Annotated in this window: 25 protein-coding genes; 22 read left to right on the top strand and 3 right to left on the bottom strand. The window is 69.4% G+C overall.

The window, feature by feature from the left end; translation table 11 throughout:
- Nucleotides 1-7 precede the first annotated feature (7 nt).
- The 19 genes from O9Y01_RS10385 to clsB all read left to right on the top strand — a co-directional run bounded on the left by O9Y01_RS10385 (nt 8) and on the right by clsB (nt 13,922).
- Nucleotides 8-1,483, top strand: coding sequence for a sodium:solute symporter family protein (locus O9Y01_RS10385; RefSeq protein WP_269631523.1), 1,476 nt, complete (start codon nt 8-10; stop codon nt 1,481-1,483).
- A 186-nt stretch (nt 1,484-1,669) separates the two neighbouring features.
- Nucleotides 1,670-2,002 (top strand): FmdB family zinc ribbon protein, encoded by a 333-nt coding sequence (locus O9Y01_RS10380; protein ID WP_269631522.1) that lies wholly within the window; start codon nt 1,670-1,672, stop codon nt 2,000-2,002.
- 44 nt (nt 2,003-2,046) lie between these two features.
- Nucleotides 2,047-2,691 carry a DUF502 domain-containing protein gene (locus O9Y01_RS10375; protein ID WP_269631521.1) on the top strand — a complete coding sequence of 215 codons (645 nt, stop codon included), beginning with the start codon at nt 2,047-2,049 and terminating at the stop codon, nt 2,689-2,691.
- Nucleotides 2,692-2,812: 121 nt separating this feature from the next.
- Complete coding sequence (gene aspS, locus O9Y01_RS10370) at nt 2,813-4,609, top strand: aspartate--tRNA ligase (RefSeq protein WP_269631520.1); 1,797 nt, start codon at nt 2,813-2,815, stop codon at nt 4,607-4,609.
- A gap of 150 nt (nt 4,610-4,759) precedes the next feature.
- Nucleotides 4,760-5,065, top strand: a complete 306-nt coding sequence (locus O9Y01_RS10365) for a hypothetical protein (protein WP_269631519.1) — start codon at nt 4,760-4,762, stop codon at nt 5,063-5,065.
- A 61-nt stretch (nt 5,066-5,126) separates the two neighbouring features.
- Nucleotides 5,127-5,399 carry a hypothetical protein gene (locus O9Y01_RS10360; RefSeq protein ID WP_269631518.1) on the top strand — a complete coding sequence of 91 codons (273 nt, stop codon included), beginning with the start codon at nt 5,127-5,129 and terminating at the stop codon, nt 5,397-5,399.
- Between the two features lie 16 nt (nt 5,400-5,415).
- A complete protein-coding gene (locus O9Y01_RS10355; protein WP_269631517.1) occupies nt 5,416-5,565 on the top strand; it encodes a hypothetical protein in 150 nt (49 codons plus the stop codon).
- Between the two features lie 153 nt (nt 5,566-5,718).
- Nucleotides 5,719-6,327 carry a GyrI-like domain-containing protein gene (locus O9Y01_RS10350; RefSeq protein WP_269631516.1) on the top strand — a complete coding sequence of 203 codons (609 nt, stop codon included), beginning with the start codon at nt 5,719-5,721 and terminating at the stop codon, nt 6,325-6,327.
- A 60-nt stretch (nt 6,328-6,387) separates the two neighbouring features.
- Nucleotides 6,388-6,726 (top strand): hypothetical protein, encoded by a 339-nt coding sequence (locus tag O9Y01_RS10345; RefSeq protein WP_269631515.1) that lies wholly within the window; start codon nt 6,388-6,390, stop codon nt 6,724-6,726.
- On the top strand, nt 6,720-7,310 hold the full coding sequence (locus tag O9Y01_RS10340; RefSeq protein WP_269631514.1) for a hypothetical protein: 591 nt from the start codon (nt 6,720-6,722) through the stop codon (nt 7,308-7,310). Before O9Y01_RS10345 ends, O9Y01_RS10340 begins: the two co-directional genes overlap by 7 nt.
- 380 nt (nt 7,311-7,690) lie before the next feature.
- A complete protein-coding gene (locus O9Y01_RS10335) occupies nt 7,691-8,353 on the top strand; it encodes a hypothetical protein (protein WP_269631513.1) in 663 nt (220 codons plus the stop codon).
- Between the two features lie 71 nt (nt 8,354-8,424).
- A complete protein-coding gene (locus O9Y01_RS10330) occupies nt 8,425-8,706 on the top strand; it encodes a hypothetical protein (protein WP_269631512.1) in 282 nt (93 codons plus the stop codon).
- A gap of 4 nt (nt 8,707-8,710) precedes the next feature.
- The gene (locus O9Y01_RS10325) at nt 8,711-9,505 is read left to right on the top strand and encodes a GNAT family N-acetyltransferase (RefSeq protein WP_269631511.1); all 795 of its coding nucleotides are present in this window, start codon (nt 8,711-8,713) and stop codon (nt 9,503-9,505) included.
- A gap of 29 nt (nt 9,506-9,534) precedes the next feature.
- Entirely contained in the window at nt 9,535-9,888 is a 354-nt protein-coding gene (locus O9Y01_RS10320; RefSeq protein ID WP_269631510.1) for a hypothetical protein, read from the top strand.
- 71 nt (nt 9,889-9,959) lie between these two features.
- Complete coding sequence (locus O9Y01_RS10315) at nt 9,960-10,754, top strand: CsgG/HfaB family protein (protein WP_269631509.1); 795 nt, start codon at nt 9,960-9,962, stop codon at nt 10,752-10,754.
- A gap of 95 nt (nt 10,755-10,849) precedes the next feature.
- A complete protein-coding gene (locus O9Y01_RS10310) occupies nt 10,850-11,230 on the top strand; it encodes a tautomerase family protein (RefSeq protein ID WP_269631508.1) in 381 nt (126 codons plus the stop codon).
- Between the two features lie 59 nt (nt 11,231-11,289).
- Nucleotides 11,290-11,823 carry a dihydroneopterin triphosphate diphosphatase gene (gene nudB / locus O9Y01_RS10305; RefSeq protein WP_269631507.1) on the top strand — a complete coding sequence of 178 codons (534 nt, stop codon included), beginning with the start codon at nt 11,290-11,292 and terminating at the stop codon, nt 11,821-11,823.
- Nucleotides 11,823-12,644 (top strand): endonuclease/exonuclease/phosphatase family protein, encoded by an 822-nt coding sequence (locus tag O9Y01_RS10300; protein ID WP_269631506.1) that lies wholly within the window; start codon nt 11,823-11,825, stop codon nt 12,642-12,644. The genes nudB and O9Y01_RS10300 overlap by 1 nt, the downstream gene beginning before the upstream one ends.
- A gap of 3 nt (nt 12,645-12,647) precedes the next feature.
- Complete coding sequence (clsB, locus tag O9Y01_RS10295) at nt 12,648-13,922, top strand: cardiolipin synthase ClsB (RefSeq protein ID WP_269631505.1); 1,275 nt, start codon at nt 12,648-12,650, stop codon at nt 13,920-13,922.
- Between the two features lie 7 nt (nt 13,923-13,929).
- On the opposite strand, the gene O9Y01_RS10290 is transcribed toward clsB, so the two are convergent.
- The 3 genes from O9Y01_RS10290 to hutU all read right to left on the bottom strand — a co-directional run bounded on the left by O9Y01_RS10290 (nt 13,930) and on the right by hutU (nt 18,475).
- Nucleotides 13,930-15,015, bottom strand: a complete 1,086-nt coding sequence (locus O9Y01_RS10290; protein WP_269631504.1) for an ABC transporter substrate-binding protein — start codon at nt 15,013-15,015, stop codon at nt 13,930-13,932.
- Between the two features lie 157 nt (nt 15,016-15,172).
- Nucleotides 15,173-16,720 carry a histidine ammonia-lyase gene (gene hutH / locus O9Y01_RS10285; RefSeq protein ID WP_269631503.1) on the bottom strand — a complete coding sequence of 516 codons (1,548 nt, stop codon included), beginning with the start codon at nt 16,718-16,720 and terminating at the stop codon, nt 15,173-15,175.
- A 78-nt stretch (nt 16,721-16,798) separates the two neighbouring features.
- Nucleotides 16,799-18,475 (bottom strand): urocanate hydratase, encoded by a 1,677-nt coding sequence (gene hutU, locus O9Y01_RS10280; RefSeq protein ID WP_269631502.1) that lies wholly within the window; start codon nt 18,473-18,475, stop codon nt 16,799-16,801.
- A 115-nt stretch (nt 18,476-18,590) separates the two neighbouring features.
- Here hutU and hutC point away from each other — a divergent pair, with 115 nt between their 5' ends.
- From hutC to hutI, 3 genes are read left to right on the top strand one after another with little or no spacing between them, the layout of a single operon-like run.
- Complete coding sequence (hutC, locus tag O9Y01_RS10275) at nt 18,591-19,334, top strand: histidine utilization repressor (protein WP_269631501.1); 744 nt, start codon at nt 18,591-18,593, stop codon at nt 19,332-19,334.
- On the top strand, nt 19,331-19,888 hold the full coding sequence (locus O9Y01_RS10270) for a HutD/Ves family protein (RefSeq protein WP_269631500.1): 558 nt from the start codon (nt 19,331-19,333) through the stop codon (nt 19,886-19,888). The genes hutC and O9Y01_RS10270 overlap by 4 nt, the downstream gene beginning before the upstream one ends.
- Nucleotides 19,885-21,099: an imidazolonepropionase gene (gene hutI, locus O9Y01_RS10265; RefSeq protein ID WP_442952743.1), complete on the top strand. Its 1,215-nt coding sequence runs from the start codon at nt 19,885-19,887 to the stop codon at nt 21,097-21,099. Before O9Y01_RS10270 ends, hutI begins: the two co-directional genes overlap by 4 nt.
- Nucleotides 21,100-21,109: the final 10 nt, after the last annotated feature.

The following is a 21,109-nucleotide window of genomic DNA, read 5'->3' as shown; positions in this document are numbered from 1 at the left end:
CTCTGACATGAACACCACGCTGATCGCATTCGTCGTGCTCTACCTGCTGGGCACCCTGGCCCTGGGCGTCTGGGCCGGCACCCGCATCAAGAACACCAGCGACTTCGCCATCGCCGGGCGCAGCCTGCCGCTGATCATGGTCATCACGACCACCTTCGCGACCTGGTTCGGTGCCGAGACGGTGATGGGCATCCCGGCCAAGTTCGTGCAGGGGGGGCTCAATGCCATCGTGGAGGATCCCTTCGGCGCCGGCACCTGCCTCATCCTGGTGGGCGCCTTCTTCGCCACCAAGCTGTACCGCCAGAACCTGCTGACCATCGGCGACTTCTACCGCCAGCGCTACGGCAAGGGCGTGGAGGTGTTCTGCTCCAGCGCCATCATCCTGAGCTACCTGGGCTGGGTGGCCGCCCAGATCACCGCCCTGGGCCTGGTGTTCTCGGTGCTGACCAACGGCGCCATGAGCGAGACTGCCGGCATGATCGTCGGCACCCTGGCCGTGCTGATCTACGTGGTGATCGGCGGCTTCCTGGCCGTGGCCTGGACGGACTTCATCCAGATGATCGTGCTGGTGGTGGGGCTGTCGGTCATCGCCGTGTTCTCGGCCGACCTCGCCGGCGGCGCCGACAAGGTGCTGGACCTGGCCCGCAGCAAGGACCTGTTCAAGTTCATGCCGGAGCCCAGGTTCATCGATGTGGCGATGTTCATCGGCGCGGCCGTGACCATGATGCTGGGCTCCATCCCGCAGCAGGACGTGTTCCAGCGCGTGATGTCCGCCAAGGACGAGAAGACCGCCCGCAACGGCGCCATGATCGGCGGCTTCAGCTACATCCTCTTCGCCGCCGTGCCCATGTTCATCGTGGCCAGCGCCGTGGTGGTGATGGGCCAGCAGGCCCTGGACATCGCCCGCGACGACTACCAGAAGCTGCTGCCCATGTTCGTGCTGGAGCGCATGCCCCTGGTGATGCAGATCCTCTTCTTCGGCGCGCTGCTGTCGGCCATCAAGAGCACGTCCTCGGCCACGCTGCTGGCGCCCTCGACGAGCTTTGTCGAGAACATCCTCAAGAACCTGCGCCCGCACATGGGGGACCGGCAGCAGCTGCTGTCGATGCGCGTGACCATCGTCATCTTCGCGGGCCTGGTGCTGGCCTACGCCATCGCGATGAAGGGCACCTCGATCTACGAGCTGGTCTCCTCGGCCTACCAGGTGACCCTGGTGGGCGCCTTCGTGCCCCTGGTCTTCGGCCTCTACTGGAGCCGTGCGACGACCCAGGGCGCGATCTTCTCGCTGGTGGGCGGCATCGGCGTGTGGATCGCCTTCCTGCCCCAGGTGAGCCTGCTGGGCGAGCTCTTCCCGGGCCAGCTGGCCGGCCTGCTCACGGGCGTGGTGGCCATGGTCTTCGGCTCCCTGGCCCCGCAGTGGCTGAAGAACCGCCACGAGCACAAGCGCCACGTGAAGGGCCTGCCGGACGAGGCCCAGGCCTGAGCCGGGCGGCGCCGTGCGCGCCGCCGGGTTCGCCGCCGAGTGCTGTCTTGAGGGCCGAACGGCCCCTTGAAACCGCGGCAAAGGCCCGCATCTGGGCCCTGCGGACGGGCTCCGGGCCCGCCGCCAGGGTGGGGGCGCTGGTCGACCCCTATAATTTCGCCTTTTCGATCAACAGCTTAGAACATCATGCCGATCTACGCTTACCGCTGTGGTTCATGCGGTCACGCCAAGGACGTGCTGCAAAAGCTCTCTGACGCACCGCTGAGCACCTGCCCGGCCTGTGGGGCCGAGACCTTCCAGAAGCAGATCACCGCAGCCGGCTTCCAGCTCAAGGGCTCGGGCTGGTATGTGACCGACTTCAAGGGTGGCAGCGGTGGCAGTTCCGCCACCGCCACCGCCGCTCCAGCCGGCGCTGCAGCCCCGGCCGCCGCCGAAGCCGCCAGCAGCGGCGGCAGCAGCGACAGCGCCTCGGCCAGCAGCGGCGGCACGTCCTGCGGCGGCTCCTGCGCCTGCCACTGAGCCTTCATCCGGACCCGCCCCAGCACCTCATCACAGGGAACCCAGTGAGAAAGTACATCATCGCCGGCCTCCTGGTCTGGCTGCCTCTGGCGATCACGATCTGGGTCCTGAATCAGGTCCTGGGCGTCGTCAACGGCGTCTTTCACTCGCTGCTGGGTGCCCTGGCCTTGGTCATGCCGGCCAGCCTGCGGGACAACATCCTGAGCCTGGGCAACATCCCCGGCCTGGGCGTGCTGATCCTGGCCCTGGCGCTCTTCCTGACCGGCATGTTCGTGGCGAACATGTTCGGCCAGTGGTGGCTGCGGCAGTGGGACAAGCTGCTGTCCAGCATCCCCATCGTCAAGAGCATCTACAGCTCGGTCAAGCAGGTCTCGGACACGCTGTTCTCCAGCAGCGGCAACGCCTTCCGCGAGGCCGTGCTGGTGCAGTACCCGCGCGAGGGGTCCTGGACCATCGCCTTCGTGACCGGCCAGCCCGGCGGCGAGGTGGCCCAGCATCTCCCTGGCGAGCACCTGAGCCTCTACGTCCCGACCACGCCCAACCCGACCTCGGGCTTCTTCCTGATGGTCTCGCGCGACCAGATCCGCCCGCTGGCCATGAGCGTGGACGAGGCGCTCAAGTACATCATCTCCATGGGTGTTGTGGCGCCGGCTGCCACCGAGCCCAATGGACGAAATCAACCGGGTTGAGCACCGGGCATGTGCTCAATCCTCAGGGCCTGAGGCCCCCCAGCGCCAATACCCCCACATCTGCAGGCTGCGCGCCCCTTGAGCGCCGCGGCCGCCATCCAAGAATCTCCGGAGAACTTCTATGCGTACCTGCTATGCCGGCCAAGTCAGCGAAAAGCTGCTCGACCAGACCGTGACCCTGATGGGCTGGGCCCACCGTCGCCGCGACCACGGCGGCGTGATCTTCATCGACCTGCGTGACCGCGAAGGCCTGGTCCAGATCGTCTGCGACCCGGACCGCCCCGAGATGTTCAAGACCGCGGAAGGCGTGCGCAACGAGTTCTGCCTGAAGATCGTCGGCAAGGTCCGCGCCCGCCCGGCCGGCACCGAGAACGCCGGTCTCGTGAGCGGCAAGGTGGAAGTGCTGTGCCATGAGCTGGAAGTGCTGAACCCCAGCGTCACGCCTCCCTTCCAGCTGGACGACGAGAACCTCTCCGAGACCACGCGCCTCACGCACCGCGTGCTGGACCTGCGCCGCCCCTACATGCAGAACAACCTGAAGCTGCGCTACCGCGTGGCCATGGAGTGCCGCAAGTACCTGGACGAGCAGGGCTTCATCGACATCGAGACCCCCATGCTCACCAAGAGCACGCCCGAAGGCGCGCGCGACTACCTCGTGCCCAGCCGCGTGCACGACGGCATGTTCTTCGCGCTGCCGCAGTCGCCCCAGCTCTTCAAGCAGCTGCTGATGGTGGCCGGCTACGACCGCTACTACCAGATCACCAAGTGCTTCCGTGACGAGGACCTGCGCGCCGACCGCCAGCCCGAGTTCACCCAGATCGATATCGAGACCTCCTTCCTGACCGAAGAGGAAATCCGCTCGATGTTCGAAGGCATGATCCGCCACGTCTTCAAGAAGGCGATGGACGTGGAGCTGGGCGACTACCCGGTGATGAAGTACGCCGACGCCATGCACCGCTTCGGCTCGGACAAGCCCGACCTGCGCGTCAAGCTCGAGTTCACCGAGCTGACCGACGTCATGGGCGACGTCGACTTCAAGGTCTTCTCCACCCCCGCCACCACCCCCGGCGGCCGCGTGGTGGCCCTGCGCGTGCCCGGCGGTGCCGAGCTCTCGCGCGGTGACATCGACAGCTACACCGAGTTCGTCAAGATCTACGGCGCCAAGGGCCTGGCCTGGATCAAGGTCAACGAGGTGGCCAAGGGCCGCGAAGGCCTGCAGTCCCCCATCGTCAAGAACCTGCACGACGCCGCCATCCAGGCCATCCTGACGCGCACCGGCGCCCAGGACGGCGACATCCTCTTCTTCGGCGCCGACAAGGCCAAGGTCGTCAACGATGCCATCGGTGCCCTGCGCCTGAAGGTGGGTCACAGCGAGTTCGCCAAGTCCAAGGGCCTGTTCGAGGACCGCTGGGCGCCGCTGTGGGTGGTCGACTTCCCGATGTTCGAGCACGACGAGGACGAGAAGCGCTGGAACGCCGTGCACCACCCCTTCACCGCCCCCAAGGACGGCCACGAGGACTACATGGCCACCGACCCGGGCAAGTGCGTCGCCAAGGCCTATGACATGGTCCTGAACGGCTGGGAACTGGGCGGCGGCTCGGTGCGTATCCACCGCGCCGAAGTGCAGGCCAAGGTCTTCGAGGCCCTCAACATCAGCCCGGAAGAGCAGCGCATCAAGTTCGGCTTCCTGCTGGACGCCCTGCAGTACGGCGCGCCCCCGCACGGCGGCCTGGCCTTCGGCCTGGACCGTCTGGTGACGCTGATGACCAAGGCCGAGTCCATCCGCGACGTCATCGCCTTCCCGAAGACCCAGCGTGCCCAGTGCCTGCTGACTGGCGCGCCCTCCAACGTGGACGAGAAGCAGCTGCGCGAGCTGCACATCCGTCTGCGCAATGCGGCGGCCGCCACGAACGCCTGATGGATGCACTGATGCCTTGGGCATCAGGTCTGGCAAGGGCAGCTCAGGCTGCCCTTTTTCATCAAGGGCTGCGCCCCGGCGCGCTGGGTCGGATGGGCATTGCCCGCGGCTCCTGCACGTGATCCGTGGCCTCGCCCCCACGCAAGAACCATGGAACTTCTGCTCACCCTGCTCGCGGCCCCCTTGCTGTCCTTCCTCATTGGCATGGCCTGCTCAAGACTCAGGGCCCAGTGGATGCGGATGAGTGCTGCCGTGCTGCTGCCAGTGCTGGCGATTCCCTGGCTGTACTGGGCCGGTTTCATCGCTCCGGAATCAGGATCCCGGCAGCACGAGCAGATCTTGTGGGCGCCCTTTGTCGTGGTGCCCGCCCTGGGCTTCGGTGTGCTGGCGAGCATCTGCGCCGTCCTGTTTTCACGCGCCAATCCCCGGGTGTGGAAGGGCTCCTCACGTTCTTGAGCCCAGGCTTTGACCCTCCGCCACGTCTTCAGCCCTGTTTCGTCTTGCCGTCATCGCCGCCGTGATCGTCGTGGGCGTCTTGCTCACCATGTCCACCTTCTTCGGCGGCCTGCGTGACGCCAGCGTGCTGGGCTTTGCCCAGTCCGCCGTTGGCGTGCTGGTGACGCTGGACCTCCTGCGCGCCCTGCGCAAGGGCAAGCGTCCGCCTGACGGGCAACGCGGCGCCAGCAACCCCGACAAGAACGCCCGGGCGCTTGCCCTGAGCTTGGTCATCGCCATCGTCGCCCCCATCCTTTTCCTCTGGTGGGTCACCTCGTCCGTCGGACCCAGGTGACTTCCCCGACGCTCCCATGGGGCCCACACGACACCCCCACGAACCCCTCACCCACTACCGCTTCCGGGTGGCCGGCTACAGCTTCAAGTGGCTGATGGCCCTGGCGCCGCGGGCGGTGGCCCATGTGGGCTTCTGGCTGCCTTTGCTGCTGCCTGAGGGCGACTAAGGGCGACTAAGGGCGGGCGCTGTGCGGCCGTCGCTTGCATCCCGGTCGCTTGCGCACGGCGGGCGGCTCGCCTCCAATGGGACGCTAACACCCAAGCGCCGCGGACGCTCCCGAAGAAGAAAGTCCCGGCCTCTCGCCCTCCAGGACGCCCCCATGCAGAAGATCGACCTCAAGAAGGAATGGAAGCACCTCTACCAGCCCTCCGCCCGCGAGGTGGTCCAGGTGGACGTGCCGACCCTGCGCTACCTGATGTTCGACGGCGAGGGCAATCCCAACACCTCGCAGGACTACGCCCAGGGCGTGGAGGCGCTGTTCGCCGTGTCCTACACCGCGAAGTTCATGGTGAAGAAGGGGCCTCAGGCCCTGGACTACGCCGTCATGCCGCTCGAGGGGCTCTGGTGGGCGGACGACATGTCCAGCTTCGTCACCGGCGACAAGTCGCGATGGAAGTGGACGATGATGATCCTGCAGCCGGACTTCGTGTGCGACGACGTCATCGAGGCCGCACGGGCCGAGGTGAGGCGCAAGAAGGGGCTGGCGGCGGTCGACCGGCTCCGCCTCGAGCCCTTTTCGGAGGGGCGTTGCGCCCAGGTGCTTCACATCGGTCCGTTCTCGGAGGAGGGGCCGACCATCGAGCGCCTCCACGACTTCATCGACGCTCGCACCGGGCGCGCCGGCAAGCACCACGAGATCTACCTCAGCGACATCCGGCGTGCGGATCCGGCGAAATGGAAGACCATCATCCGCCATCCGATGAGGTAGGCTCGCGCCCTGCTGGTCGAATGCACTGTCCGGCGATGGCAAGACCTGATCCCATTCTGCATGACTTTCCACACCCATTCCTTCAGCGACTGGCCCTTTGCCGATCCGCCGAACACCGTGAGCTACAGCACCGCCCTGGTGGCCAGGCAGGGCTATCCGGTGCTTCGCGTCTCGCACGACTGGGAAGGCGACTGGCAGTTCCTGGATGCGACGACGGAGCGTCCGGGCGAGTGCGTCCTTCTTTGCATGGGCTGCGTCTTCGAGCGCGATCCCTCCCTCAGGGAGGTCGCCAGCCTGCCCATAGGATGGAGTGCCGCCAGGCCGGCGCCAGGCGCTGACTGGCAATGCTGGGAGATGGAGCCCTGGGACGACGAAGAGGAGAGCTCATCGTCGTGTTGAAGCGGTTTCCCATCCTCGTCCTGTTCCTCGCCCTGCATGGTGGAGCCAGCGCCGGTGCCGACCCCCGCTCGACAGTCATGGGCTTCTATGCCTGGCGGCTCACCGACGGCAGCACCGGGGCGCCCACGGAGCGGGAGGCGGCGGTGATCCGCCCCTTCGTCACACCGGAACTGGCCTGCCTGCTGACGCTGTCCAGGCGCTACCAGCAGGCCTTCTGGAAGCGATACCGCGCAGCAGGGCCGCCCTACGAAAAGCCGCCCTATGTGGATGGAGACTTCTACTCCAGCAGCTTTGAGGTTCCGTGGCGTGGGCTCATCGAGGACGTCACGGTGAATGGCAGCACCGCGAGCGTGCGCCTCAGGTTCTCGCATGAACCGGACGCTGGTGGGACGGACTGGCACGATCAGGTCGAGCTGCGGCTGGTAGGCCAGGAATGGCTGATCTCGGACTTCAGGCGCACCGCGGGCTTTGAGTTCGGCAACGCCGGCTCCTTGATTGAAGGCTTCCATGGCGTGATGAGCAAAGACGTCCCGGAGGTCGGCTGGCGCGGCCGGTGGGCCCGGGGCTGCCGTCCGAATCCCTAGGCCGTCTCGGCGGGAGTCCGCTTCAATGGATGCCACCTGCCAGGCGGGGCAGGACGGCCGGCGCGTCCTGGGCCTCGAACTTCCCCTCAAGACCTGACCCCGCGTGCCTGGACCGAGCTCGGCGGGCGGGGGCTGTGACTGCCCTGTCTCACCCTTCAGGAGGGCAGCTTTCCCGACGGGCAGCCCGCACAATCCGGTCGCTGCTTGACATGCGCCCCGGCCAGGACTGGCGCTGTCGACGGGCCCGGCGAGTTCCGGGCCCCTGTGTCCGTTCACTTGGGAGCATCGTGTTCAAGTCAATCATTGCGAGGCTGTTCGGCCAGAAGGGCCCGGCGTCGCAGAGGCCGTTTCATCCACCCCTGGACCCAGCCAGCCAGGCCTTGCTCCGGACGATCGAGGAACAGCGCAAGACAGACGCGCTGATCGGAGCCCGCCTGGGCGGCAGGGAGGTGTTCCAGCGCCTCCTGAAGGGCATGAACGACGAGCGGGGCGTGCACTTCGAATCCCTGCTGTGCGCCCTGGGCGCCTTGGCGGGCTATGCCTGCCAGGCCCAGCTTCGCGCGCAGGCACGGGCCAAGGGCCTGCCCGAGACGGCCGCGCTGATGACGGTCACCGCCGCCAACGGAAGGCACTACTTCTTCGGGGATGCGCTGAACCAGGCGCTGGCGGAGACGAAGCATTCCGTCTGGAGCCTGGCGGCGGGCGCGGCCCAGCATCACGGCTGCACCCGGCTCCCCGACATCTCGGCCCTCTTCACCCACGTCTCGCAGACGGTCGGCACGGAGGCCTTCGGCATTCCCCGTTTCCCCGACGGCCACAACGCGGGCGATCTCCCGGTCAATTACGTGAAGGCGCTGTGGCCGGCCCTGCTGCCGGTGGTGACCCTGTATTGCAAGGAGCCGTCCGAGTGGCCCCTGCTGTTCGGTGCGGCCCTCCAGCAGGCCCTGGAGGCCGGCCGGCAGGTGCTCAGCCTGGAGCTCGCCCTGCAGATCATCATGGAGGCGGCGGTGCCCATGTCCAAGGTGGACCTGGCGGCGGCATGACGGGCTCTGCCGCACAATGGCGAGCGTCTGCTGGAGCTCCGGCCCAGCGCCGGGACCCCGTGAGGAGCCTGATGAAACGACTCTCCATTGCCTCCCTGCTGCTCGCAGCCTTGATCCTGCCGGTGGCCCTGTTCCTCGGGCTGTGGCTTCGCGGCCATGCGGGCACCGCCACTGCGGCGCTCGCGGGCATCGCCGCGGGCTGGGCCTTGAACGTGGGCTGGGCGCTTGCCTCGGAGCACGCCGCAGCGGCGCAAGAGGCCGGCAACACCGTCTCCATCGCGCTGCGATTCGGCTGGGCCTGCCCGGCCGTGCTGGTGCTGCTGGCCTGGCTGGCGGCGCGCCTGCTGGCCTGAGTCGATGAATTCGCCCCCCGCCGCCATGCCGCACGCCACGCTGCTGGACACCCTCGCCGCCGCCGAGCTGGCCTTTGCCCACTTCAACGCCCATCGGACCAGCGCCGCCGAGGGGGCCGCCATCGACCTGGGCGGCAGCCCCCACTGGCGGTGGCTGGCCGACGCCTCGCGCCCGGCCAGTGCCTACTACAGCCGCGCCATCGCCCGGCATGCGGGCCAGCTGCCCGCAGAGGCGCTGGCCGAGCTGCCAACGGCGCTCGCGGCCGTGGAGCTGCGGCCCTCGGAATTCCGGCCGGACCTCGCCGCTGCACTGCAGGCCGCCGGGTTCCGCCCCGAGGGCGCGCTGTGCTATCTCGCCGGGCGACCGCCCTCCGAGCGGCTCTTGCCCGCGCATCCGGTCCGCCGCCTGACCGCCAGCGAGACGCCACTGTGCTTTGACCTGCTGGAGAGCGCGGGCACGCCCTTCCCACCGGCACGCCGGGCGGCCAAGCAGCGCTACTACTGCAGCGACGCGTTCCAGTTCTTCATCGCCACGGAGCCCACCGGGGCGGTGCTGGGCTGGAGCACGCTGTTCCTCGACGGTGGCACGGCGTTCCTGGGCAATGCCTTCACCCGCCCCCAGGCGCGCGGCCGCGGCGTCCATGCGGCGCTCCTGGCCGCACGCCTGAACGCGGCGGCCCAGGCGGGGGTCGAGCGGGTCTTCACCGATGTCGAGCATGGCTCGCAAAGCCAGGCGAACTGCGAACGCCTGGGGCTGCGCACCGTCACCCTCAACACGCTCTGGCTGCGTCAGGCCTGACCCGGTGCCTCTGGCCCCTCGAGCGACCCATGCCTCCCACCTTCCTGCTCATCCTGCTCGCACTGCTGTGTGCGGCGCTGTCGCCGCTGGTGCTGGCGGGCCTGCTGATCGCCCTGTTGTCCCCGCGCTGGCGGCGCCCCGCGCGCCGGGTCCTGGGCCTGGCCCTGCTGGCGGGCGGACTCGTCAACGCGCTGTGCCTCCTGGCCGGCCTGGGCGGCGAGGGGTGGCTGGGCTTTGTGGATGGTCCCTTCGTTGCTGCCTGCACGGTGTTCACGGCCTGGGCGGTGCTCCACGTCGGCCTGCTGCTGCTGCGGGAGTGGCGGCGTCGGCGCGCCGTCGAAGTCGTTGCGCCCCCGATCCCCGGGGGAACAAACATTTGGTAAAGAATTTCACCGTGCCGCTACCCGAAAATCTGCGGCCAGACCCATAACAAGCCACCCCGAGGAGTTCCCGCATGACCGCCCGTCACCTGTCCACCCTGGCCCTTCTGCTGCTGCTGGCCGCCTGCGGCAAGCAGGGCGCCAAGCTGGGCGAAGGCAGCTCCGAGATCACCGGCTCGGCCGGCGCCGCCGGCGCGCACCAGGCCAGCAAGGAGCTGGTGAAGTGCGACGCCCCGGTGGCCACGCTGGCCCTGGTCGAGAACCCCAATGGCTACACCCTGTCCGGCAGCTACGGCCTGCCCAGCTCGCCGGTGCCTCTGATCCGCCTGCTGGCCCAGCAGAGTGGCTGCTTCCGCGTGGTGGACCGCTCAGCGGGCCTGAAGGCCACGATCAAGGAACAGGAACTGAAGGACGCCGGCATCCTGCGCCAGGAGGGCAACACGGTGCACAAGGGGCGTGGCTACGAGGCCCAGTACAGCCTGACGCCCAGCCTGACCTTCAGCGAGCAGAACGCCGGCCGTGAGGTGGGCGGCCTCATGGCGCAGATCCCGGTGCTCAACAAGTTCGTGGCCGCCGCCGAGCAGGTCAAGCTGAAGGAAGCCCAGGTGGCCCTGCTGCTGACTGACAACGAGACCACCGAGCAGCTCGCCGCCGCCACCGGCTCCGTGCGGGTGACGGACCTCGGCATGGGCGGCCTGGTGGTCGGCAAGCTGGGCGGCGCGGGCGGTGCCGGCTGGGCCAACAGCAACGAGGGCAAGGTGATCGCCGCGGCCTTCCTGGACGCCCACAACAAGCTGGTCGTGCAGGTGCGCGAGCTCGCCGCCAAGGACCTGCCGCCGCCGGTGGCCACCAAGCACGGCAAGACCTGACCCCGGCCGGGGCCTTGTCCCCGCTGCCGGTATGGCGTCGAGGGCCGGCCCACAATGGTGGCGCGGGCTCCCGTGCAGGGCCCTGGGAGGATGACATGCCCCTGGTCACCATCACCGTCCAAGCGCCCAAGTCTCCGGAGTTCAAGCGCAAGGCCCTGGACGCCGTCCATGCCGCCCTGGTCGCCGTGGGCGTGCCCGAGGCGGACCGGTTCCAGCGCGTGCTGGAGCTGCCGCCCGAGGACTTCGTCTTCGATGCCCACTACCCCGACACCGCCCGCCCGCGCGGCCCGGACTTCGTGCTGGTCGAGCTGCTGTGGTCCGTGGGCCGCAGCGTCAAGGTCAAGCGGCAGATGCTGGCCGAGCTGGTCCGGCTGTGGGAGGCCGCGGGCCTGGACGCCGAGCAGCTGATGCTGGTCATCAAGGAGACGCAGTGGGAGAACTGGTCCTTTGCGGGCGGTCGATTGCTGCACACCTGAGCGGGCCTTGAGACCCCCGGCCAGGACAGCGCCGGCGGGGCTGGGCTATGCTTCCACGCATGTCCGCCAGTCCTGCCGTTCATCCCGCTGCCGCACCGCACCCGGTGGCCGAGCGCCCCTACAAGATCCCTGAATCCGTGCTGGTCGTGATCCACACGCCCGATCTGCAGGTGCTGATGCTGGAACGCGCCGACCGCCCGGGTTTCTGGCAATGCGTGACCGGCTCCAAGGACAGCCTGGACGAACCCCTGGCCGACACCGCCTGCCGCGAGGTCCAGGAGGAGACCGGCATCTGCGTCGGCAGCCCCGAGGTGCCCGCGACGGCCCTGCAGGACTGGGCACTGGCCAACGTCTACGAGATCTACCCCGTCTGGCGCCACCGCTATGCGCCGGGGGTGACCCAGAACACCGAGCATGTCTTCGGCCTCACGGTGCCCGCCGGCACGCCGGTGCGCCTGGCGCCGCGCGAGCACCTGCAGTACCGCTGGCTGCCCTGGCGCGAGGCGGCGGACCTCTGCTTCTCCCCCTCCAATGCCGAGGCCATCCTGCACCTGGCGCGCTTCAGCGGCAGCGCCGGGAAGGAGGCCCGCTGATGCGCACCGGTGCCTTCCGCCATTCCAGCTTCGCCCCCGAGCCGCCCGCGGCCCGCCAGGGAAGCCCCGCAAGGCTGAAGGTGGCCACCTACAACATCCACAAGGGCGTGCGCGGCCTGGGGCCCGCCAAGCGCCTGGAGATCCACAACCTGGGCCTGGGCATCGAGGCGCTGGAGGCGGACCTGGTCTTCCTGCAGGAGGTGCGGCACTTCCACCACCGCGAGGCGCGGCAGTTCAACCACACCTTCTTCGGCTGGCCCGAGGAGGGGCAGGCCGACTTCCTCGCGCCGGACGGCTACCAGGTCGCCTACCGGACCAACGCGGTGACCAAGCATGGCGAGCATGGCAATGCCCTGCTGTCGCGCTTCCCGCTGGGGGACATCGGCCATCACGACGTCTCCGACCACCGCTTCGAGCAGCGCGGTCTGCTGCACGTGCCCGTTCGCTGGCAGGGGCAGGAGCTGCATGCGGTGGTGGCCCATCTGGGCCTGATGCACAGCAGCCGCGTGCGCCAGGTGCAGCGCCTGGCCGAGTTCATTGACGCCCATGTGCCGGCCGGCGCACGCCTCATCGTGGCGGGCGACTTCAATGACTGGGGCGAGCGTCTGGATCCGGCCATGCGCGACTGCGGCCTGTTCCGCGCCGAAGACCCTGCCGGCCGCGCACGCCCGGCCACCTTTCCTTCGCGGGTGCCGGTGTTCGCGCTGGACCGCATCTACACCCGGGGCCTGCAATGCCACCGGCTCAAGGTGCCGCGCGGCAGCAGCTGGGCCCGCATGTCGGACCACCTGCCGTTGCTGGCGGAGCTGGAGCTCGCCTGAACCATGGCAGACCTCGGGCACCAGCTGAGCTGGCATGCCGTGTCCCGGCCGCAATTCAGCGGCGGCAACGAGGTGCGCCTGCTGCGCGGCGGCGATGAGCTCTTCCCCGCGCAGGAGGCGGCCATCGCGCAGGCGCGGCACGAGGTCTGGCTCGCCACCTACATCTTTCACCACGACGAAGCGGGCGCCTCCCTGGTGGCCGCGCTGCGGGCCGCGGCGGCGCGCGGCGTGCGCGTTCGCGTGGTCGTGGACGGCTTCGGCTCCAAGGCCAGCCTGGTCTGGCTGAGCGAACAGCTGGCCGGCAGCGGCGTGGCCCTGGCCATCTTCCGGCCCATGGACCGCTGGTGGCGCTGGCTGCAGCCGGGGCAGCTGCGACGCCTGCACCAGAAGCTCTGCGTGGTGGACGGTGAGCAGGCCTTCGTGGGCGGCATCAACATCATCGGCGACCGCGTGGACCTCAACCACGGCCAGCTGGACGCCCCGCGCCTGGACTTCGCCCTGGGCCTGCGCGGCCCCGTCGTCGAGCCGGTGCAGCAGGCGGCGCGCGCCGTCTGGACCCGCGCCTGGCTGGGACGCGACTTCGGCGAGGAGCTCCTGGCCCTGGTGCGCAGCCCCGAGCCGCTGCAGCGCATGCGCCGCCTGTTCCGGCGCCTGCGCATGCCGGGCCGTGACGACATCGACACCGGTCACGCGCTGCCGCCGGTCTGCGCGGCCTTCGTGCTGCGGGACAACCTGCGTCAGCGCCGCACCATCGAGCGGGCCTATATCGAGGCCATCCGCGGTGCGCAGCAGACGGTGGACCTGGTCACGCCCTATTTCTACCCGGGCCGGGCCTTCCGCCGGGCCCTGCTGGGCGCCGCCCGGCGCGGGGTTCGGGTGCGCCTGCTGCTGCAGGGCAAGGTGGACTATCGCATCGCCGCCATGGCCGCCCATGCGCTCTATGCCGAACTGCTGAGCCGCGGCATCGGCATCTACGAATACACCCAGGCCTTCCTGCATGCCAAGGTGGCCGTGGTGGACGGCCGCTGGGCCACGGTGGGCAGCTCCAACATCGACCCGCTGTCCCTGCTGCTGAACCTCGAATCCAATGTGGTCGTCGAGGACGAGACCGTGGCGGGCGAGGTGGCCGCGGCCTTCGAGACCGCGCTGACGGGCTCGGTGTGCATCGCCGATGAACGCGCCGTGGGCACCGGCCTGCGCGCCGTGCTGCGGCGGGGGCTGGTGGCCTGGGCGGCCTATGTCTACCTGCGGGTGGCGGGGGCGACGGGCCGGTACTGAGTCCGCCTCAGCGCAGGAGGACCCGGGCGTCGAAGGTGTAGCGGGCCAGGCCGGGATTGAGGACGCGGCTGTAGCGGCGGAAGTCCAGACCGCTCAGGCCCTTGCCGTGGCGCGCGAGGAAGCGCTCGGCGTCCTGTGCGCTGAAGAGCGTGAACATGCCTTGCTGCTGCACGAGGCCCAGGTCGCTGAAGTCGTGGCCGCGGTGGTGGTCGTGGATCATCACCAGGGCCCAGGCACCGCACAGGAAGTGGCCGCCGGCCAGGGCGCTGAGTTCGCCCTTGATGCGGGCCTGCATGGCCTCGGGCGAGGTGTTGATGGCCGAGAACAGCATCTGCCGTCCGGGCTCCAGCTGGCGGCTGCGGGCCACCTGCATGGCGCCGAAGGCCATCTGGTCGGAACCGGCCCACAGCAGGCGAGCCTCGGGGTAGGCGGCCAACAGCTCGCTGGCCAGTTCGGCGGCCAGGTCCTTGCGCCAGTCGCCGAAGGCCACGCGGTCCAGCACCACATCGGGCTGCTCGGCCACGGCGCGGCGCATGCCCTCGGTGCGGGCAATGGAGACCGGCGTGGAGCGGTCGCCCGAGATCGCCAGCAGGTGCAGCTTGCCGTCGGCGGCCTGCAGGCGCATCCGGCGTCCTTGCGCGATCAGGGCTCGGGCGGTGAGGTAGCCGGCGTCCTCGGCCCGCGGCTCCAGGCTGCCGATCAGCAGGGGCAGGCCCTGGCGCGGCGACCAAGCCGGGCGCTCCTGGGGCAACAGCCCGTTGAAGGCGGCAAAGGTCTTGATGCCGGCACCGGCGAGGATGCGCGAGGCCTCCACCAGGGTGCCCTTCTCGTTGACCAGCACCACGTAGTCGGGCCGCCGGCCCGCGGGGCGCGCGGCCAGCTCCCGTGCAATCCGCAGGGCCTGCTCGGGATCGCGCTCGGCGAACTGCTGCTCGAAGTTCTGCCCCAGGCTGCGGGCCGCCTGCTGCATGGCCTCGCCGGCCGTCACCCAGTAGGTCTCGTCATGCAGGCCCGGGTTGATGAAGGCCACGCGCTGGGCTTGGGCAGCCAGCGCGATCAGGCTGCAGACGAACAGGACGAACAGGGCACGCATGGATCGGGATCAGGGTTCACCCTGATTTTCCGCTCCCGGCCGGCTTGGCTTGCATCAAGTTGCACACAGCGCCAGCCCCGGCGCGCCGCACTTCACGAAAAAAGGCCCCGCCCCCCTCAGGCAAGGGGGTGGGGCCGATGGCTTGCCGGGCGGGGCTTCAGGGCAGGACGCTGAGCTGGCCCACCTCACTGGTCAGGGCCGAGAGCTCGCCACCCTCGACCAGCGCGAAGGCGCGCTCGATGTCCGGCGCCAGGTAGTGGTCGGTGGGCATGGCGCGGCAGTCGCGGCGGATCAGGGCGTGGGCCTTCTCCAGGGCGTCCGAGCTCTTCAGCGGGCGCAGGAACTCGATGCCCTGGGCGGCCGCCAGCAGCTCGATGCCGATGATGTGGGCGGTGTTGTCCAGCATCTGGCCCAGGCGGCGGGCGCCGAAGGTGGCCATGGAGACGTGGTCTTCCTGGTTGGCGCTGGTGGGCAGAGAGTCCACGCTGGCCGGGTGGGCCAGGCTCTTGTTCTCGCTGGCCAGGGCGGCGGCGGTGACGTGGGCGATCATGAAGCCCGAGTTCAGGCCGGCGTTGGCGGTCAGGAAGGGCGGCAGGCGCGAGACGCCAGCATCGATCAGCATGGCAATGCGGCGCTCGGCGATGGCCCCCACCTCGGCGATGGCGCAGGCCAGGGCGTCGGCGGCCAGGGCCACGGGTTCGGCGTGGAAGTTGCCGCCCGAGACCATGTAGCTCGTGCCATCTTCCTGGGCGAAGACCAGCGGGTTGTCGGTGACGGCATTGGCCTCGCGCAGCAGCACGTCACGCACATAGCGGGACTGGTCCAGGCAGGCGCCCATGACCTGGGGCTGGCAGCGCAGGCAGTAGGGGTCCTGCACGCGCTCGTCGCCTTCCTTGTGAGAGGCACGGATGGCGCTGCCCGCCAGCAGCTGGCGGTAGGCCTTGGCCGATTCGATCTGGCCCGGCTGGCCGCGCACCTCGTGGATGCGCGGGTCGAAGGGGCCGTCGCTGCCGCGGGCGGCGTCCAGGCTCAGGCTGCCTGCCACGATGGCGGCGGCATAGACCGTCTCGAAGCGCAGCAGGCCTTCCAGGGCCAGGGCGGTGGAGGTCTGGGTGCCATTGATCAGGGCCAGGCCTTCCTTGGCCTGGAGCACCAGGGGTTGCAGGCCGGCGGCGGCCAGCACTTCGCGGGCGGGGCGGCGCTGGCCGTCGACCAGCATCTCGCCTTCGCCCAGCAACGCCAGGGTCATGTGGGACAGCGGGGCCAGGTCGCCCGAGGCGCCCACCGAGCCCTGGCTGGGCACATAGGGCACCAGGCCGGCGTTGAAGACGTCCAGCAGGCTCTGCACGACTTCCTCGCGCACGCCCGAGAAGCCGCGGGCCAGCGAGGCGGCCTTGGTCGCAAGCATCAGGCGCACCACGCCGGGCGCCAGCGGCGCGCCCACGCCCACGCAGTGCGAGCGGATCAGGTTGAACTGCAGCGTGGCCAGGTCGTCCTTGCTGATGCGGGTCGAGGCCAGCTTGCCGAAGCCGGTGTTGACGCCGTAGACGGCCGCGTCACCGGCGGCATGGGCCTGCACGATGGCGGCGGAGCGGCGGATGGTCTCGCGCGCCGAGGCGTGCAGGGCGATGCGCACGCCGCCCTTGCGGATCTGGCGCAGCTGGTCCAGCGTCAGCTGGCCGGGGGTCAATTCGAGAGTGGTCATTGTGGGGGTGTTCTGTGAGTCCGGAGGCAAACCGGGGTCAGGTCTTGCCTGCCCCGGTCCCGAGTGGCCATCGGCCGATCAGAGCATGGGCATGTGCAGGCCGCGTTCCTTGGCGGCCTTCTTCGCGATGTCATAGCCCGCATCGGCATGACGCATCACGCCGGTGCCCGGGTCGTTGTAGAGCACGCGGGCCAGGCGCTTGTCGGCGGCTTCCGTGCCGTCGCAGACGATCACCACGCCGCTGTGCTGGGAGAAGCCCATGCCCACGCCGCCACCGTGGTGCAGCGAGACCCAGGTCGCGCCGCCGGCGGTGTTGAGCAGGGCGTTGAGCAGGGGCCAGTCGGACACGGCGTCCGAGCCGTCCATCATCGATTCGGTCTCGCGGTTGGGGCTGGCCACGGAGCCGCTGTCCAGGTGGTCGCGGCCGATCACGATGGGCGCCTTCAGCTCGCCCTTGCGCACCATCTCGTTGAAGGCCAGGCCGGCGATGTGGCGCTGGCCCAGGCCCAGCCAGCAGATGCGCGCCGGCAGGCCCTGGAAGGCGATGCGCTCGGCGGCCATGTCCAGCCAGCGGTGCACGCGGGCCTCCTCGGGGAAGAGCTCCTTGATCTTGGCATCGGTCTTGGCGATGTCTTCCGGATCGCCGGACAGCGCCACCCAGCGGAAGGGGCCACGGCCTTCGCAGAACTGCGGGCGCACGTAGGCGGGCACGAAGCCGGGGAAGTCGAAGGCGTTCTTCACGCCCTGGTCCAGGGCCACCTGGCGGATGTTGTTGCCGTAGTCCACGGTGGGCACGCCCATCGATTGGAAGTCCAGCATGGCCTGCACGTGCACGGCGCAGCCGCGGGCGGCGGCGGCCTTGAGGTCGGCGTGCTGGGCCGGGTCGGCCGCGGCAGCCTTCCATTGCTCGACGGTCCAGCCGGCGGGCAGATAGCCGTTGATCAGGTCGTGGGCGGAGGTCTGGTCCGTCACCAGGTCAGGCTTGATGGCGCTGCCGGCCTTCACGCGCTTCACGAGCTCGGGCAGGATCTCGGCGGCATTGCCCAGCAGGGCGATGGAGATGGCCTTCTTCTCGGCGGTGTACCTGGCGATGCGGGCGAGGGCGTCGTCCAGGTCCTTGGCCTGCTCGTCCACGTAGCGGGTCTTGAGGCGGAAGTCGATGCGCGACTGCTGGCACTCGATGTTCAGCGAGACGGCGCCGGCAAACGTGGCGGCCAGCGGCTGTGCGCCGCCCATGCCGCCCAGGCCGGCGGTGAGCACCCAGCGGCCTTCCAGCGAGCCGCCGTAGTGCTGGCGGCCGGCCTCGGCGAAGGTCTCGTAGGTGCCCTGCACGATGCCCTGCGTGCCGATGTAGATCCAGCTGCCGGCCGTCATCTGGCCGTACATCATCAGGCCCTTGCGGTCCAGCTCGTTGAAGTGCTCCCAGGTGGCCCAGTGCGGCACGAGGTTGGAGTTGGCGATCAGCACGCGCGGGGCGTCGGCATGCGTCTTGAACACGCCCACGGGCTTGCCGGACTGCACCAGCAGGGTCTCGTCCTCGTTGAGGTCCTTCAGCGTGGACAGGATGGCGTCGAAGCATTCCCAGTTGCGCGCTGCCTTGCCGATGCCGCCGTAGACCACCAGCTCGGCCGGGTTCTCGGCCACGACCGGGTCCAGGTTGTTCTGGATCATGCGGTAGGCGGCCTCGGTGAGCCAGCTCTTGCAATGCAGGGTGGTGCCGGTGGGGGCACGCACGACACGGGCTTGTGCGGACATGGGGTGTCTCCTTCGTTGAATCAGGGCCGGCACCGGGTGGGAAGGGTGGGGGCCGGGTCTGGAATGAGACGGACTCTAGTTGTCTATACAAGTAAAGTCAACTACCATCCGGACCATGGCCAGTCCTCCTGTTTCCACTGCTGTTTCCACTTCCAGTGCGCCGGGGCCGCAGTACCTCAAGGTCAAGAACCACCTGCGCGAGGGCATCGCCAGCGGCCGCTGGGTCCCGGGCGATCTGCTGCCCTCGGAGGCCGAGCTCTCCGGCCAGTTCGGCCTTTCGCGCATGACCGTCAACCGCGCGCTGCGCGAGCTGCACCAGGAGGGCCTGGTGGAGCGGGTGCAGGGCGTGGGCAGCTTCGTGGCGCAGATCCACCGCATCTCGTCCACGCTCACCGTGCGGGATGTGCATGACGAGATCGCCGAGCGCGGCCACCGCCACGAGGCCCGTGTGGTGAGCCTCGCGCGCATCAAGGCGGACGAGGCGCAGGCCGCGCTCTTCGGGCTCAAGGCCGGCGCAGCGCTGTTTCACAGCCTGATCGTCCATCTGGAGAACGGTGTGCCCATTCAGGTGGAAGACCGGCTCGTGAACCCTGAGTCCGCACCGGGCTACCTGGATGTGGACTTCACCCGGACCACGCCCACGAACTACCTGCTGGAAGCGGCCCCGCTGTCGGAGGCGCGCTACACCATCGAGTCCTTGCTGCCCGCGGAGCAGGAGGCCAAACTGCTGGGCATCAGCCGCCGCGACCCCTGCCTGGTGCTGAAGCGCCTCACCTTCAGCCGCGGCCAGCCCGTCACCCATGTGCGCCTGACCCATCCGGGCTCGCGCTACCTGCTTCAAGGAAGGTTCGAGACATGAGCTGGAGCATCCTCTGCGCCGACGACGTCAGCCCGCAGCGCTGGAAGAACAACGGCGGCTGGACCCGCGAGCTGTTGGCCTGGCCGCATGCCGCGGACTGGACCCTGCGCCTCAGCGTGGCGGACATCGAGGCCGACGGCCCCTTCTCGAAGTTCGAGGGCGTGGACCGCTGGTTCGCCGTGCTGCGCGGCGAGGGCGTCTGCCTCTACGACTACGAGCTGCGCCCGGGCGACGACCTCCTGCATTTCGACGGCGCCCTGGGCCCCGACTGCACGCTGCTGGGCGGCCTCACCCGCGACTTCAACCTCATGCACCGCCGCGGCAAGGGGCGCATGACCGTGACGCCGGCGAGCGAGGCGCTCGAGCCCGCCGGGCGCTGGGTGGGCCTGTTCACCGGGCAGGGCGGCGTGTTGGAGCACGGCGGCCGCGCGATGCCGCTGCGCCCCATGAGCCTGGCCTGGTGCGAGTCTCCCGTGGCCCAGCGCTGCGTGTTCAAGGATGAAGGCCGCGCTGCGGCGCAGGCCTGGTGGATGCAATGGAGCGACGAGGCATGAGCAAGACCACGCTGTGGACCCAGGGCCGCCTGGCCACGATGGCCGATGACGGCACGGAATGGGGCTGGATCGAGGACGGCGCCATGCTGTCCCAGGACGGCCGCCTGCTGTGGGTCGGCGCGCGCGCCGATCTGCCGGACGACCTCGCCAACACGGCGGACCAGGTCCATGACATGGCCGGCGCCGTCGTCACGCCGGGCCTGATCGACTGCCACACCCACCTGGTCTACGGCGGTCAGCGGGCGCATGAATTCGAGTTGCGCTTGAAGGGAGCGAGCTACGAGGAGATCGCGCGGGCCGGCGGCGGCATCCGCTCCTCCGTCACCGCCACGCGCGAGGCCAGCGAGCACCAGCTCTACGCCCAGGCCGCGCACCGCGCGCTGGCGCTGATGGCCGAGGGCGTGACCACGCTGGAGGTCAAGTCCGGCTACGGCCTCTCGCAGGCCGCGGAAGCCAAGATGCTGCGCGTGGCCCGCCGTCTGGCCGAGCTGGGCCTGGACGTGCGCACCACCTACCTCGGCGCCCACGCCATCCCGCTGGAATTCCAGGGCCGGGCGGACGACTACATCCAGGCCGTCTGCGACTGGATGCCCAAGCTCAAGCGCGAGGGCCTGGTCGATGCGGTGGACGCGTTTTGCGAGGGCATCGGCTTCACGCCGGCCCAGACCCGGCGCGTGTTTGAGACGGCCAAGGCCCTGGGCCTGCCGGTGAAGCTGCATGCCGAGCAGCTCTCGGACCAGGGCGGCACCCAGCTGGCCTGCGAGTTCGGCGCGCTGTCCTGCGATCACCTGGAGCACCTGTCCGAGGCCGGCATCGCCGCGATGAAGGCCAGCGGCACCGTGGCCGTGCTGCTGCCCGGCGCCTACTACTTCCTGCGCGAGACCCAGCTCCCGCCCGTCGCCGCGCTGCGCGAGGCGGGCGTGCCCATGGCCGTGTCCACCGACCACAACCCAGGCACCTCGCCCACGCTGTCGCTGCTGCTGATGCTCAACATGGCCTGCACGCAGTTCCGGCTGACGCCCGAGGAAGCGCTGCGCGGCGTCACCGTGAACGCGGCGCGCGCCCTGGGCCTGCGGGACCGCGGCCAGCTGCAGGCCGGCCAGCGGGCCGACTTCTGCCTGTGGGACATCGATCACCCGAACGAGCTGTCCTATTTCTTCGGCCGCAACCCGCTGCGCCTCACCGTGCGTGGCGGCGTGCCGCGCGGCTGATCGTCTTCCG

The sequence above is a fragment of the Pelomonas sp. BJYL3 genome, assembly GCF_027257975.1.
Classification (GTDB): domain Bacteria; phylum Pseudomonadota; class Gammaproteobacteria; order Burkholderiales; family Burkholderiaceae_C; genus Roseateles_B; species Roseateles_B flavus.
The sequence above is the reverse complement of the archived record's forward strand: the minus strand, read 5'-3'. Positions and strand labels throughout refer to the sequence as shown.

Excerpts from the sequence above, each read along its gene's own strand:
- O9Y01_RS10365 (WP_269631519.1), top strand. The coding sequence starts at position 4,760 with ATGGAACTTCTGCTCACCCTGCTCGCGGCCCCCTTGCTGTCCTTCCTC.
- hutH (WP_269631503.1), bottom strand. The coding sequence starts at position 16,720 with ATGACCACTCTCGAATTGACCCCCGGCCAGCTGACGCTGGACCAGCTG.
- hutC (WP_269631501.1), top strand. The coding sequence starts at position 18,591 with ATGGCCAGTCCTCCTGTTTCCACTGCTGTTTCCACTTCCAGTGCGCCG.
- O9Y01_RS10385 (WP_269631523.1), top strand. The coding sequence starts at position 8 with ATGAACACCACGCTGATCGCATTCGTCGTGCTCTACCTGCTGGGCACC.
- O9Y01_RS10300 (WP_269631506.1), top strand. The coding sequence starts at position 11,823 with ATGCGCACCGGTGCCTTCCGCCATTCCAGCTTCGCCCCCGAGCCGCCC.
- O9Y01_RS10380 (WP_269631522.1), top strand. The coding sequence starts at position 1,670 with ATGCCGATCTACGCTTACCGCTGTGGTTCATGCGGTCACGCCAAGGAC.
- aspS (WP_269631520.1), top strand. The coding sequence starts at position 2,813 with ATGCGTACCTGCTATGCCGGCCAAGTCAGCGAAAAGCTGCTCGACCAG.
- hutI (WP_442952743.1), top strand. The coding sequence starts at position 19,885 with ATGAGCAAGACCACGCTGTGGACCCAGGGCCGCCTGGCCACGATGGCC.
- O9Y01_RS10355 (WP_269631517.1), top strand. The coding sequence starts at position 5,416 with ATGGGGCCCACACGACACCCCCACGAACCCCTCACCCACTACCGCTTC.
- O9Y01_RS10325 (WP_269631511.1), top strand. The coding sequence starts at position 8,711 with ATGAATTCGCCCCCCGCCGCCATGCCGCACGCCACGCTGCTGGACACC.
- O9Y01_RS10330 (WP_269631512.1), top strand. The coding sequence starts at position 8,425 with ATGAAACGACTCTCCATTGCCTCCCTGCTGCTCGCAGCCTTGATCCTG.
- nudB (WP_269631507.1), top strand. The coding sequence starts at position 11,290 with ATGTCCGCCAGTCCTGCCGTTCATCCCGCTGCCGCACCGCACCCGGTG.
- O9Y01_RS10320 (WP_269631510.1), top strand. The coding sequence starts at position 9,535 with ATGCCTCCCACCTTCCTGCTCATCCTGCTCGCACTGCTGTGTGCGGCG.
- O9Y01_RS10270 (WP_269631500.1), top strand. The coding sequence starts at position 19,331 with ATGAGCTGGAGCATCCTCTGCGCCGACGACGTCAGCCCGCAGCGCTGG.
- clsB (WP_269631505.1), top strand. The coding sequence starts at position 12,648 with ATGGCAGACCTCGGGCACCAGCTGAGCTGGCATGCCGTGTCCCGGCCG.
- O9Y01_RS10315 (WP_269631509.1), top strand. The coding sequence starts at position 9,960 with ATGACCGCCCGTCACCTGTCCACCCTGGCCCTTCTGCTGCTGCTGGCC.
- O9Y01_RS10290 (WP_269631504.1), bottom strand. The coding sequence starts at position 15,015 with ATGCGTGCCCTGTTCGTCCTGTTCGTCTGCAGCCTGATCGCGCTGGCT.
- O9Y01_RS10310 (WP_269631508.1), top strand. The coding sequence starts at position 10,850 with ATGCCCCTGGTCACCATCACCGTCCAAGCGCCCAAGTCTCCGGAGTTC.
- hutU (WP_269631502.1), bottom strand. The coding sequence starts at position 18,475 with ATGTCCGCACAAGCCCGTGTCGTGCGTGCCCCCACCGGCACCACCCTG.
- O9Y01_RS10350 (WP_269631516.1), top strand. The coding sequence starts at position 5,719 with ATGCAGAAGATCGACCTCAAGAAGGAATGGAAGCACCTCTACCAGCCC.
- O9Y01_RS10345 (WP_269631515.1), top strand. The coding sequence starts at position 6,388 with ATGACTTTCCACACCCATTCCTTCAGCGACTGGCCCTTTGCCGATCCG.